Source organism: Acinetobacter sp. FY683 (assembly GCF_059515885.1).
Window position 1 is genome coordinate 113,388 of the sequence record NZ_JCAKNA010000002.1, and the last position, 13,601, is coordinate 126,988.

At 39.8% G+C, this 13,601-nt stretch carries 11 protein-coding genes; 2 read left to right on the forward strand and 9 right to left on the reverse strand.

Going from position 1 to position 13,601, the window contains the following annotated elements; genetic code table 11:
• From nuoH to ndhC, 7 genes are all read right to left on the reverse strand, one after another.
• Nucleotides 1-1,017, reverse strand: a complete 1,017-nt coding sequence (gene nuoH / locus AC5YDH_RS01570; RefSeq protein WP_496116513.1) for an NADH-quinone oxidoreductase subunit NuoH — start codon at nt 1,015-1,017, stop codon at nt 1-3.
• A gap of 3 nt (nt 1,018-1,020) precedes the next feature.
• Complete coding sequence (gene nuoG / locus AC5YDH_RS01575; RefSeq protein WP_496116514.1) at nt 1,021-3,702, reverse strand: NADH-quinone oxidoreductase subunit NuoG; 2,682 nt, start codon at nt 3,700-3,702, stop codon at nt 1,021-1,023.
• 11 nt (nt 3,703-3,713) lie between these two features.
• Complete coding sequence (gene nuoF, locus AC5YDH_RS01580; protein WP_496116515.1) at nt 3,714-5,042, reverse strand: NADH-quinone oxidoreductase subunit NuoF; 1,329 nt, start codon at nt 5,040-5,042, stop codon at nt 3,714-3,716.
• Nucleotides 5,039-5,548 (reverse strand): NADH-quinone oxidoreductase subunit NuoE, encoded by a 510-nt coding sequence (gene nuoE, locus AC5YDH_RS01585; protein WP_496116517.1) that lies wholly within the window; start codon nt 5,546-5,548, stop codon nt 5,039-5,041. The genes nuoF and nuoE overlap by 4 nt, the downstream gene beginning before the upstream one ends.
• Nucleotides 5,549-5,562: 14 nt before the next feature.
• Entirely contained in the window at nt 5,563-7,350 is a 1,788-nt protein-coding gene (gene nuoC / locus AC5YDH_RS01590) for an NADH-quinone oxidoreductase subunit C/D (RefSeq protein ID WP_496116518.1), read from the reverse strand.
• A gap of 86 nt (nt 7,351-7,436) precedes the next feature.
• Complete coding sequence (locus AC5YDH_RS01595; protein ID WP_496116519.1) at nt 7,437-8,114, reverse strand: NuoB/complex I 20 kDa subunit family protein; 678 nt, start codon at nt 8,112-8,114, stop codon at nt 7,437-7,439.
• A 6-nt stretch (nt 8,115-8,120) separates the two neighbouring features.
• A complete protein-coding gene (gene ndhC / locus AC5YDH_RS01600) occupies nt 8,121-8,669 on the reverse strand; it encodes an NADH-quinone oxidoreductase subunit A (protein ID WP_496116520.1) in 549 nt (182 codons plus the stop codon).
• Nucleotides 8,670-9,145: 476 nt separating this feature from the next.
• Here ndhC and AC5YDH_RS01605 point away from each other — a divergent pair, with 476 nt between their 5' ends.
• Nucleotides 9,146-9,502 carry a hypothetical protein gene (locus tag AC5YDH_RS01605; protein WP_496116521.1) on the forward strand — a complete coding sequence of 119 codons (357 nt, stop codon included), beginning with the start codon at nt 9,146-9,148 and terminating at the stop codon, nt 9,500-9,502.
• 71 nt (nt 9,503-9,573) lie between these two features.
• On the opposite strand, the gene AC5YDH_RS01610 is transcribed toward AC5YDH_RS01605, so the two are convergent.
• Both AC5YDH_RS01610 and prpF read right to left on the reverse strand, forming a co-directional pair.
• The gene (locus tag AC5YDH_RS01610; protein WP_496116522.1) at nt 9,574-10,482 is read right to left on the reverse strand and encodes a polyprenyl synthetase family protein; all 909 of its coding nucleotides are present in this window, start codon (nt 10,480-10,482) and stop codon (nt 9,574-9,576) included.
• A 207-nt stretch (nt 10,483-10,689) separates the two neighbouring features.
• Complete coding sequence (gene prpF, locus AC5YDH_RS01615; RefSeq protein ID WP_496116524.1) at nt 10,690-11,880, reverse strand: 2-methylaconitate cis-trans isomerase PrpF; 1,191 nt, start codon at nt 11,878-11,880, stop codon at nt 10,690-10,692.
• Nucleotides 11,881-12,197: 317 nt separating this feature from the next.
• Between prpF and AC5YDH_RS01620 the strand changes: the two genes are divergently transcribed.
• Nucleotides 12,198-13,550 carry an amino acid permease gene (locus AC5YDH_RS01620; protein WP_496116526.1) on the forward strand — a complete coding sequence of 451 codons (1,353 nt, stop codon included), beginning with the start codon at nt 12,198-12,200 and terminating at the stop codon, nt 13,548-13,550.
• The last annotated feature ends 51 nt before the right edge of the window (nt 13,551-13,601 follow it).

The window sequence follows — 13,601 nt, forward strand, 5'->3', positions numbered from 1 at the left end:
TTAGGCCTGATTCATTAGAATCACAGCACCAGTAACCAAAAGGTTTACCAATGCCAATGGCAAGCAAATTTTCCAACCAAAATTCATTACTTGGTCATAACGTGGACGCATTAATGAACCACGTGCCAATACAAACATCATTACAAAGAATGCTGTTTTAATAATGAACCAGAACGCAGCTGGAATGAATGGAATATCTAAGTTGAATGGCGCTAACCAACCACCAAAGAACAAAGTTACGATCAGTGCTGAAATAAGAACAACGTTTACATATTCTGCAACGAAGAACATACCCCATTTCATACCACCGTATTCTACGTGGTAACCTTCTGCCAATTCTTGTTCAGCTTCAGGTTGGTCAAATGGATGACGGTGAGTTACCGCAACACCTGCAACCACAAAGATTAAGAAACCTAAGAATTGAGGAATTACAAACCAAACATCTTTTTGAGCTTCTACAATTTCACGCATGTTGAATGAGCCTGCAATTGCAACCACACCCATAAGTGAAATACCCAAGAATACTTCATAAGAAATAGTTTGAGCTGCAGAACGTAAACCACCAAGCAACGCATATTTGTTATTTGATGCCCAACCACCGAAAAGTACTGCATATACTGCAATACCCGCCATTGCCATAAAGAACAATAAGCCAATGCTCATATCTGCAACACCTAAATAAGGTGATACAGGAATAACCATGAACGATAGCACCGCAGTTGCCATCGCAACTGCTGGAGCCATACGGAATGTTAATTTGTCTGCGAATTTTGGTGTCCAGTCTTCTTTGAACATGATTTTAAGCATGTCGGCAACAATCTGGAACATACCACCTGGACCTACACGGTTCGGACCATAACGGTCTTGCCATAAGCCCAGTAAACGACGCTCAATAAACGACATCAAAGCTGCAATCAATACGACAACAAGTAAGATTACAATCGCTTGCAGAACTGAATAGGCAATTGGCCAGTTTTCAGCCCAAATCGGCGTTTGACGGATTAATTCTTGTTCCATGAATTACACTCCTACCGCGACTGAAACAGGCTCTGCAAGAGATACCGTTGGTGCTAGACCAATTGGGTAACCAATATAACCTGTTGGTAAGTATTCAATTACTTGCACAGGAAGAACAATTGAAGTTTCCCCTGCTTTAACAGTAATTGTTTGACCATCTTTCACATTTAAACGTGCAGCATCTTGCTCACCTACTGCAAATACCGCATCAGGAATACGCGATTCCATTGCAGGTGTTTTAACAGTAAATTCACCAGAACCAAAGATATGATGCATAGGTACAAGGCGGAAACTTTCAGCATTCACAAGCACAGGTGCTGGAGCTACAAAAGTACGCGCAGGACGTTTAGCCAAACGATCAAATAAACGAATACCTGAATCACCACCTTTCAATGAGCCACCCACTTTATCTTGGAATTTGTTCCAAGCTTGTGGAGAGTTCCAACCTGCAGACCATGCAAATGGTACAAGCGGAGATGGAGTTTGATTACCTACATAACCTTCCATAGAGAATGTTAATGCAGAATCTTTATCCGTAGGTTGTTTAGGCTCATGAATAGACAATGGCGCACGCATAGATGTACGACCTGAGTAACGACGTGGTTCACGCGCAACTTTAAGACCATGTACACGGAAGCCAGCATCTGGTGCTACATCTTGAATTGCTTCTAAAGCAGGTACGTTTTTCGCAACTGTTTCAATCACATCATCAAGAACAGTCCAAGAAATCGCTTTGCCTTTCACGCCTGTTTCTAAAGCGTGTAACCAGCGCCAAGATTCTTTGATTGCAAGTTCAGGTTTGTAGTAGCTTGGGTCATACACTTGGTAGAAACGTTGTGCACGGCCTTCTTGCGATACAACAGTACCATCACCTTCAGCGAAGCTTGCAGCAGAAAGAACAACAGATGCTTTCTTCACAGTTGCTGTTTCAGCATGATCAAGCACAATAACATCTTTCGCTTTTGCTAAAGCTGCATCTACTTGTTTCGCTGGTAAACGACGGTAAAGGTCATTTTCAACAACAATAATTGCATCATAATCTTGTGCAAATGCTTGCTCTAAGCTGTTACCACCTAAAATTGCTAAGCCCATTGAGTTCACTTCAGGAACAGTCAATGTAAGACCTGCATTACCAAGGTTCTGTGCAACTTGTGCAGCAGCTTCCATAATTGCAGCATCTTGTAAGCTTGTACCAGAGATAATCAATGGTTTTTTCGCAGCTTTTAATGTGTCAGCAATGGTTTGAGCAAATGCTTTCGTATCTTCATCAAGACCAAGAATCGCCTCACCTTTCACGCCAGCAGCAATAGCAAAACCTAAACGTGCGATATCGTTAGGAGAAGCAACAACTTCACCTGCAGCAACATCAGCTAAACGTGTTTGCGTTGCAGCTAAAATGTAAATAGGAGATTTAGCATCTTGAGCAATACGTTGTACAGGCTCTGCCAACCATTCTTGCGTGCGACGTTCCGCAGCCATTTCTTTGCCTTTATTTTTCGCAGCTTGGCGAACAGATAAAGCCATACGTGGCGCAGTTTGCGTTAAGTCTTCACCCAGAATTAGCACAGCATCATAGCTTTCAATTTCACGCATACCAGGGTTATAAACACCCTCTGTTTGCATAATTGAAGCAGCTAATTCAACAAGGCTTTGTTCTTTTTGAGACATACCTGTTGAATAGTTTTCTTGACCTACTAATTCACGAAGTGCGAAGTTCGATTCAAGAGATGCACGTGGTGAACCAATACCCAATACTTTTTTGCCTTGGATATTTTCAATTACCGTATCAAGCGCTTGATCTACAGAAACTGTAGTTACATTATCGCCATTACGGAATTGTGGTTGACGAGGACGATCAGCATTATTCACATAACCTGTACCGAAACGACCTTTATCGCATAGGAAGTATTGGTTTACTTCACCGTTGAAACGGTTTTCTACACGACGTAATTCGCCATAACGCTCACCCGGTGAAATGTTACAACCTGAAGAACAGCCTTGGCATACGCTTGGCGCATACTGCATGTCCCATTTACGGTTATAGCGTTCAGAATGAGTTTTATCTGTGAATACACCTGTTGGGCATACTTCAGTCAAGTTACCAGAGAATTCAGATTCTAAAGTACCTGACTCTGGACGACCAAAGTAAACACGTGAAGCATTTGCATACACGCCAAAGTCTGTACCACCAGCATAATCTTTGTAGTAACGAACACAACGGTAACATGCGATACAACGGTTCATTTCATGAGAAATGAATGAGCCTAGCTCTTGGTTGTAATGCGTACGTTTTGTGAAACGGTAGCGACGACGATCATGCTGTGTCATCACAGTCATATCTTGTAAATGACAATGACCACCTTCTTCACATACTGGACAGTCGTGTGGGTGGTTTGTCATTAAAAATTCAACAATAGAAGCACGGAAATCTTTTGCTTCTTTGTCTTCAATCGAAATATAGGTATTGTCAGACGCAGGCGTCATACATGACATAACCAAGCGACCACGTGTATCTTCCGGGTTCGCATATTGGGTCACAGCACATTGACGGCAAGAACCGACAGAACCTAAGGATGGATGCCAACAAAAGTATGGAATATCAATACCCAAAGACAAACATGCTTGTAGCAAGTTCTCTGAACCATCGACTTCATACGATTTGCCATCGACATGAATTGTAGCCATAGTCGAATTCCTTAAGCTTGTTCTACGTTGCTAATTTGAGCAGCAGCATTCACTACTTTTGCTTCAAATTCGCCACGGAAATGTTTGAGTGCGCCCATAAGCGGTTCCATCGCACCTGGTGCGTGAGCACAGAAAGTTTTACCAATCCAAAGCTTACGAGTTAGTTCTTGTAAGTGATCGATATCTTCTTTCTTACCTGTGCCATCTTCAAGTGCTTTAAGCGCTTTAACAGCCCAAGGTAAACCATCACGACATGGTGTACAGAAACCACAAGATTCACGTGCAAAGAATTCTTCTAAGTTACGTGTTGCCGAAACCATACATTGAGTTTGGTCAACAACCATCAACAAACAAGTTCCTAAACGAGAACCCGCTTTCATGATTGTTTCCGCATCCATTGGTAAATCGATATGTTCAGCAGCCAAGAAGTCAGTCGAAGCACCACCTGGTAACCATGCTTTAAGCGTTAAACCATCACGCATACCACCGGCATGATCTTCAATCACTTCGCGCGCAGTTGTACCAAATGGAAGTTCCCATAAACCTGGGAATTTAACTTTACCTGATGCACCGTAAATTTTCGTACCTGGATCTTTCGACTTACCTTCAGATAAACCGATGTACCATTCAGGACCACGAAGCATAATTGCAGGTAAGTTGTTGTACGTCTCTACGTTGTTTACGATAGTAGGACGACCCCAAGCACCAGCAACTTGTGGGAATGGTGGTTTAGTACGAGGGTTTGCACGACGACCTTCAAGCGAGTTAATTAATGCAGTTTCTTCACCACAAATATAACGACCCGCACCAGTATGTACGTGTAAATCAAAGTTCCAACCAGTACCTAGGATGTTTTCACCTAAGTAACCTTTTGCACGAATTTGCTCTAATGCTTCATTTAAATAAGCAGCAGCTTCGATGTATTCACCACGAATGAAGATATAACCTTGTGTTGCTTCAAGCGTATAACCTGCAATCAACATACCTTCGATCAATTGATGTGGAAGCTTTTCCATCAACAAACGGTCTTTAAAAGTACCTGGTTCCATTTCATCGGCATTACAGATTAGGTAACGAGGACCACCATCATTTGGCGCCATCAATGACCATTTAATCCCCGCTGGGAAACCTGCACCACCACGACCTTTTACAGTTGCAGCTTTAATTACATCTAGTACTTCAGCAGGTTTCATGCCTAATGCTTTTTTAAAGCCTGCATAACCTTCTAAAGCTTCGTAATCGTCTGCACTGCGTACTGCTTCCTGTTTACTCAAGCGCCATGTTAATGGGTGAGTTTCTGGGTTGCCGTCGCCATAAATTGGTTTTGGTTCAGTATTCATACATACTTCTCCAATAACTGTTTAACTGAAGAAACTTCCACTAAACCGTGGGTATCTTCATTAATCATTAAGGTTGGACCTTTGTCACAGTTACCTAAACAACAAATTGGTAAAATAGTGAAACGACCATCAGCGGTTGTTTGACCAAATGAAATACCTAATTCGCGTTGAAAAGCTTCTGCTAAAGTTTCCGCGCCCATTAAGAAGCATGCAATTGAATCACATAATAAAATTACGTTGCGACCTACAGGTTGGCGATAAATGCGGTTATAGAAAGTAGCAACACCCTCTAAATCGGCAACTGTCATACTTAACATTTGAGCAATTGCATTCATTTGCGCATCATCTACCCAACCATTACGGCGTTGTACACACTTCAATGCATCTAAACATGCAGCACGTGGGTACGGATAGTGACCAATGTGGTGTTCGATGTCATGAATTTCTTCCGAAGTTAAAATTCCTTCAACCGTCACACGTGGTTTTTTATCTGTCAAAATCATCATAATGCGTTTACCCCTTAGCGATCCACGTCAGCCATTACGACGTCAATTGTCGCTAAATAAATGATTAAGTCAGACATTAAGCTGCCGTTAATCACAGAAGGCATTTGCTGTAAATGCGTGAAAGTTGGTGTACGAATACGAGTACGGTAACTCATTGTTGACTTATCAGAAGTCAAGTAGTAGTTAGACGCACCTTTTACCACTTCAGCCATTACAGATGCTTCACCTGCAGGCATTACAGGACCCCAAGATACGCTCAAGAAGTGCGTAATTAGAGTTTCAATATCTTGTAATGTCTTATCTTTTGGTGGTGGAACAGCCAGTGGATGATCTGCTTTATATGCACCAGAAGGCATGTTATCTAAACATTGCTTAATGATTTTTAGTGATTCTTCAATTTCACGGAAATGAACCATCACACGTGCATAAGCATCACCCTCGTACTCTAATGGCACATCGAAGTCGTAGTTTTCGTAACCGCTATACGGGCGATATTTACGAACGTCGAAATCGATACCAGTAGCGCGTAAGCCTGTACCAGTTACACCCCAAGCCAATGCAGATTTTGCATCGTACTGAGCAACGTTACGAGTACGACCAATGAACACTGAGTTTTTCAATGCTGCTGTGTAGTATTCGTTCATACGCTTTGGCATCCAATCTAGGATTTCGCGAATGAGATGCTGCCAGTTGTTTGGAAGATCGTGTGCAGTACCGCCAATACGGAACCAAGCTGGGTGCATACGGTAACCAGTAATCGCTTCAATCGCATCATAGATTTTTTGACGGTCAGCGAACATATAGAATACTGGTGTCATACCACCAGCATCTTGAATTGCTGTACCAATAAACAATAAGTGGTTATTAATACGGAACAATTCAGACATCATTACACGGATACATTGCGCACGGTCAGGAACAGTAATTCCTGCCATTTGCTCCACACCCATTACATAAGGCATGTTTTGAGCACAACCACCTAGGTAGTCGACACGGTCTGTATACGGAATAAATGAATGCCAAGTTTGACGCTCAGCCATCTTTTCCACACCACGGTGGTGATAACCAATATCAGGCACACAGTCTTTTACTTCTTCGCCATCTAACTGCAAGACAATACGGAATGCACCGTGCGCAGATGGATGGTTAGGACCCAAGTTCAAGAACATGAAATCTTCATCGTCATTTCCACGTTTTAGACCCCAATCTTCGGGTACAAAACGTAAATGTTCTTGTTCGAAATCTTGTTTCGCTTGGTTTTGCATGTACGGTGTATATTCAGTCGCACGTGCAGAATATTCTTTACGAAGTGGGTGACCTTCCCAATATGTAGGTAACAAAATACGACGGAGCATTGGATGCCCTTCGAAATTAATACCAAACATATCGTAAGCTTCACGCTCGTACCAGTTGGCATTTGGCCAAATGTTCGTTGCAGTAGGAAGATTTACATCATTCTCACTTAACGCAACTTTAATACGAATATCACTATTTCGTTCTAATGATAACAAGTGATAGAACACTGTAAAGTCAGATGCAGGTAAACCGTCACGATGCGTACGTAAACGTTCATCTACCGCAGATAAGTCAAATAACATCACATAAGGACGTTCGACTTTGCGCAAGAACATTAAAACGTCTTGTACACGTGCGCGCTCAACCCAGACCGTTGGAAAATCTTCAAAAGTCGTTTGCACATAGAAGTTCTCACCAAATTTGGTTTTGAGCTCTTCTACAATTGCAAATGCAGGGCGTGAATCAACTGGAGTTGATTCTGGCATAGCAATGTCAGTTTCAGCCATTGGCTTGGCTTCCTATTTAATACAAATTCAGTCAACTTAAACGACAATTACACCCGTACGGGTGCATCAATAATTTGTCACTTAAATTATTTAATTTCATCCATCGAGCGTAAGTTTTTCACAGCAATACGTTGTGCATTCTTACGATCACGTTCTGGCATCATCTTTGGCTTATACACTGGCTTAAGATCATCACCAATCACCGCTGAAAGTGGGCGGCGCTCGAGTTGAATTTGGTCTTGTAACAACATTAATGCTTGGATTAATGCTTCAGGGCGTGGTGGGCAACCAGGTACATAGACATCAACTGGAATAATTTTATCTACGCCTTGCACAACTGAGTAGATATCGTACATACCACCCGAGTTTGCACAAGCACCCATTGAAATAACCCATTTTGGTTCAAGCATTTGTTCATATAAACGCTGAATTACTGGCGCCATCTTAACAAAGCAAGTACCTGCAACAATCATCAAATCGGCTTGACGTGGTGAAGCACGGATTACTTCGGCACCAAAACGTGACAAATCGTGCACGCCTGTTAACGTCGTTGCATACTCTACGTAGCAACAAGATGTACCAAAGTTGAACGGCCAAACTGAGTTCTTACGTCCCCAGTTTACTGCTGTATGTGCCAAATCCTCTAAGCGAGTCATGAACACATTTTTATTCACTTCTTCTTCAAGCGGATCTGTAACGATTTGACGCTCTTGAAGTGGATATTGATCAGCATCCGGATTCGCACGGGTTAAGGTGTATTTCATCCCGTATTACTCCTTGTCAGATGATGCAGTCGGTGTTTTAGATTTCACACGACCAGAAGATTGCGCTGGAATTTGACCTGTAGGGTCTACTACCAACTCTTCAATTGAATTAAAGCGTGTAATTTCAGCTATATCCATATTAGGGGAACCAATTTTAGCTTTAATTCCTGCTGCTTTACGTTTATCAGATGGTGCCCAGTTAAGTGCGCCAGTTGAAAATTCGTAAATCAAACCGATAAGTAAAACTAAAATAAATACAGCTGCTGTAGCAAAACCAACCCACCCTACTTCACGGACTGAAGTAGACCATGCGTAGAGATAAAGCGCCTCTAAGTCGAAAACAACAAAGAAAATCGCGACTAAATAGAATTTAGCAGACAAGCGAATACGTGCACCACCGGCACCTACAACACCCGACTCGAATTGTTCTTGCTTAGCTCGCCCCCATGACTTACCCCCAAGGAGTAACGGGACAGTGAGCATAAAAACGCATAAAAATGTAACGCCGATCACGAAGGCAATAATTGCCCATTCGTATGGAGTAATGGCACTCATGCGGGGATAACTCCTGGCAGGCCTATTTATTAACAAAGAATGTATGTATTGGCCTTCAAATACACCAAACACAAAATTAATCCCGCCAATTGTACCTGATTTATGATTTCACTTGCTAGCTTATAACGCTTAGTCTTTTGGATGATTTTTTCATCATTTTCCATATTTTTAGAAAATTAAGCACAGTTATAAGGCTTTGAATCATTTCTATTCCTAAAAAAAATAATATGTAAATTAATTTTCACCACGTTAAAATTTGTATTTTTTAAGCAATATTATTAAATAATGATTTTAAAACCAACAAAAAGGTGGTTATCTTTAAATTAATTAATAATTATTCTCATTAAATAATAATTAATATTATTTTATTTTTTGTAATATTTTGAAAAACCGCAATGAAACAGTTTAAATCTTAAGTATAAATGTGCTATTTCTATATCAATCAATTAATAATCAAACAATAAGGGCGAAAATACATGAAGTTAGATATTTCTTATAAACCAAACTATTTTTTATACGCGCAGCTAATTATTCGCCATGTTGAAAACTACATTAGCAAGCATCCAGATGCAGAAAATGCAATTTTTGATTTACGTGATATTTATGAATTGTTCCGTCATGATAAAGCATCATCTACCACCAACTTAGATGGCATTCTAAATATTGCTGATGAATATAAAGTTGAAACGCTAAATGGTGATAAAAAACTCATTAGCAAATATGCTATTAATATCTCCGACAACTCACTACTCATCGATTTTGACCCCGATGCACTTCAGGCAATTAAAGATGGTAAAAAAATCATTGTTCCTGACGCAACAATTACAGAATAAATAGTGAAATAAAAAAAGCGTGCTTCTATAGCACGCTTTTTTATTTCAAAAATACCATTCGCTTTTAAAATTTAGCTTTTGCGATCTAATAAAAATTTTGAAATTGATACCAATTCTTCAGCAGAATCACCAAAATATTCTAGTGTTGTAAAAGCCTGATCATGTAATTGTTTCGCATATTTAATAGCTTGATCTAAGCCCATAAGTGCAGGATAAGTTGATTTTTCCACCAATTCATCTTTACCTGCGGTTTTACCAAGCACTTCCGTTTCAGCAGTAATATCTAAAATATCATCTTGAACCTGAAAAGCTAAACCAATTGATTGCGCATATTCACGCAACTTCGGAAGTGCAACATCCACTCCTTCAAAAATAGTCACAGCAGACATCATGACTGCTGCTGAAATAAGTGCACCAGTTTTATTGCGATGAATATTTTCCAAAGCATTCTGATCTACACGCTTCCCTTCTGCTTGTATATCTAAAACCTGACCACATACCATTTTAGAAGATGCTGTTGCCAAAATTTGCATTTGCTTCAAAACAATTGATGCATCTACAGCAGGTCCTTGATCAAACAAACGACTACCTAAAATCTCAAATGCCATAGATTGTAAAATATCACCTGCAAGCAAAGCAGTATCTTCACCATAAGCAACATGACACGTTGGCTGACCACGACGCAATAAATCATTATCCATACAAGGTAGGTCATCATGCGCTAATGAATAACAGTGAATAAGTTCTACAGCCACAGCAGCACGACGCACTGCCGCATAATTTGAGTTTGGCTTTATCGCTGCTGTTGCATACACCAAAGCAGGCCTAACACGCTTACCACCCAACATAACAGCATGATGCACAGCCCCTTTGAGAGGTTCAGGAATCGCAAATGCATCCAAAGCTGTTAATAAATCTTGCTGAATGCGCTGCTGTGCTGCGGAAAGTACATTATTCTGTATATCTGTTGATGATGACACGTGAGCCTCTATCGTTTTATAAATCCAGATGTAAATTAACTACTTTCAATATAGTCAACTTAACTGCTGGCTATTGTACATATAAATAGATCTTCTTACCCTTTTTTTGCGACATTCACCATGGACTTATCTACTCACTTTTTATTTTAAACTTGGTAAATAAAAACACCCCTATTTAAGAGGTGTTTGTATTTTCTAAACAACTACTTATTTCAAACTATCAGCAGGAATTCGAACCCAACCTTCCATTAAAACTCGAGCACTTCGACTCATGACTGCTTTTTTAACAATCCATTGACCATTTTCTTGCAATGCCTGCGCTCCAACACGCAATGTCCCAGATGGATGACCAAATCGTACAGCTTCTCTTACACCACCACCTGCAGCTAAATTTACTAATGTCCCAGGTATTGCAGCAGCAGTACCTATTGCAACAGCAGCAGTTCCCATCATCGCGTGATGAAGTTTCCCCATAGACAGAGCACGCACAAGTAAATCTACATCTTGAGCCTCAACAACCTTAGCACTTGAAGATGTATACGTTTTTGGAGGTGATACAAATGCTATCTTAGGTGTATGTTGACGAGTTACTGCTTCAGAAACATCTTGAATTAAACCCATGTGTTTTGCACCATAAGCACGAATGGTTTCTAATTTTTCTAATAATTTCCCATCACTATTAATCACATCTTGTAATTCTGTTCCATCAAAACCAAGTTCTGTTGCATTTAAAAATATTGTAGGAATACCTGCATTAATAAAGGTCGCTTGATAGATCCCAATATTTGGAACATCTAATGTATCAACAAGATTTCCTGTCGGAAACATTGCCCCCCCATCTTCACCATCATCGGCGGGATCTAAAAATTCAATTTGCACTTCTGCAGCTGGGAACGTCACTCCATCTAACTCAAAGTCACCCGTTTCTTGAACCTGCCCATTAGTTATTGGTATATGAGCTATAATGGTTTTTTCAATATTCTTTTGCCAAATATGTACAGTACAAATACCATTTTCTGGAATTTTACTCAAATCAACCAAACCATTGCTAATAGCAAAAGCACCCACTGCCGCAGTTAAGTTACCGCAATTACCACTCCAATCAACAAAGGGCTTATCTATAGCAACCTGACCAAACAAATAATCAACATCATGATGGGGTTGCGTACTTTTTGATAAAATAACCGTTTTACTTGTACTTGATGATGCCCCACCCATGCCATCTATTTGTTTTCCATACGGATCTGGACTACCAATAACACGTAGTAAAACTTGATCTCTTAACTTTCCCGCAATTTGAGCTTCTGTAGGTAAATCATCTAATTTAAAAAACACCCCTTTACTTGTACCGCCACGCATGTAAGTTGCTGGAATTTTGATTTGTGCTGCAAAACTCATTTTAATATCCTTTAGAACTTTATAATTACAATTTTTCCTTTTTTCAGAACAAGCATATCGTGTTTTTAATTTTGTTGTATGCATACAGTACTTAAGTATAAAAAAACAACATCCTCAAAAAAAAATTTGACCACTTTTTTAGTGATTTAAACCCATGGTTAAATTTATTTAATTGATTATATTGTATTTTTTAAACACTTTATTTATAAATATTTTTCATCAATATCATAACTTTAGTTCACTTTTAGCGTTGTACTAGGCTAAACGCAATCGATCTATTACAATCTCAACACTTATTCATCGTCGGGCTGAAAAACTTGAATAAAAATACTACTGAACTTCAGCGTGGCTTAAAGAACCGTCATATCCAATTAATTGCCATGGGTGGTGCAATTGGTACGGGCTTATTCTTAGGCTCCGCTCACGTCATTCAATCCGCTGGTCCATCAATTATTTTGGGTTATGCGATTGGTGGCTTAATCGCGTTTTTAATTATGCGTCATTTAGGCGAAATGATTGTCCATGAACCTGTTGCAGGCTCGTTTAGTCACTTTGCTTATAAATATTGGGGTAAATTCCCTGGTTTCCTTGCTGGTTGGAACTACTGGATTCTTTACATTCTTGTGGCAATGACCGAATTAACCGCTGTCGCAAAATATATTAATTACTGGTGGCCTCATATTCCTGCATGGGCTTCGGTTTTATTCTTTTTTATCGTGATTACACTTGTTAACTTAGGCAATGTAAAGTTCTACGGTGAATCTGAGTTCTGGCTTTCTATTATTAAAGTCACTGCCGTTGTAGCTATGATCATCTTTGGTTTATACCTAATCTTTACCGCAGGACCAGACTCAACTGCATCATTTAGCAACCTTTGGACCCAGGGCGGTTTCTTCCCGCATGGCTTTGAAGGCTTATTCTATATGCTGGCTTTCTTGATGTTTGCTTTTGGTGGTATTGAGCTAATTGGTATGGCTGCAGCAGAAGCTGAAAACCCAGAAAAAACCATTCCTAAAGCAATTAACCAAGTTGTGCTCCGTATTCTTGTATTCTATGTCGGCTCACTAACTATTCTTTTATCTCTTGTGCCATGGAATCATTTAGAACTTGGTGGTTTAGATAAAAGCCCATTTGTGATGATTTTTAGTCAACTAGGAATTGGTTGGGCAGCTCACCTACTTAACTTTATTATTTTAACAGCAGCTCTTTCTGTTTATAACAGTGGTATGTATGCAAACAGTCGTATGCTTTTTGGCTTAGCAAAACAAGGGAATGCTCCTCAAATTTTTGCAAAAGTAAGTAAACAAGGTGTTCCTGTTCCTGCTGTCTTATTCTCTGCGCTCCTTATTTTTGGTTGTGTATTACTTAACTATTTCGCTCCAGAAGAAGCATTAAGCAACTTAATTTATATTGTTGTTGGTGCGCTAGTTTTAAACTGGGCAATGATCTGCTTAACACACTTAAAGTTCAAACAAGCAATGAACAAAGAAGCTACGGTTTCTAAATTCCCTGCTCTTTGGTCTCCTGCAAGTAATTACCTTGTTTTAGCATTCATTGGCGTGGTGTTATACATCATGTGGACACAAGGTCTTATGGGTGCAGTAATCATGATTCCAGTTTGGATTATGATTATGTTTATTCTATTTAAACTCTTATATAGAAAAGCTTAATTTTTATAAAAGTTATCACCTCGGTGGTAACTTTTTTATTTCTTTTATAAA

What these genes read in the sequence shown, in the direction of transcription:
- nuoF (WP_496116515.1), bottom strand. Translation starts at nt 5,042, where the DNA reads ATGAATACTGAACCAAAACCAATTTATGGCGACGGCAACCCAGAAACT.
- ndhC (WP_496116520.1), bottom strand. Translation starts at nt 8,669, where the DNA reads ATGAGTGCCATTACTCCATACGAATGGGCAATTATTGCCTTCGTGATC.
- AC5YDH_RS01605 (WP_496116521.1), top strand. Translation starts at nt 9,146, where the DNA reads ATGAAGTTAGATATTTCTTATAAACCAAACTATTTTTTATACGCGCAG.
- nuoH (WP_496116513.1), bottom strand. Translation starts at nt 1,017, where the DNA reads ATGGAACAAGAATTAATCCGTCAAACGCCGATTTGGGCTGAAAACTGG.
- nuoG (WP_496116514.1), bottom strand. Translation starts at nt 3,702, where the DNA reads ATGGCTACAATTCATGTCGATGGCAAATCGTATGAAGTCGATGGTTCA.
- nuoE (WP_496116517.1), bottom strand. Translation starts at nt 5,548, where the DNA reads ATGATGATTTTGACAGATAAAAAACCACGTGTGACGGTTGAAGGAATT.
- prpF (WP_496116524.1), bottom strand. Translation starts at nt 11,880, where the DNA reads ATGAGTTTTGCAGCACAAATCAAAATTCCAGCAACTTACATGCGTGGC.
- AC5YDH_RS01595 (WP_496116519.1), bottom strand. Translation starts at nt 8,114, where the DNA reads ATGAAATACACCTTAACCCGTGCGAATCCGGATGCTGATCAATATCCA.
- nuoC (WP_496116518.1), bottom strand. Translation starts at nt 7,350, where the DNA reads ATGGCTGAAACTGACATTGCTATGCCAGAATCAACTCCAGTTGATTCA.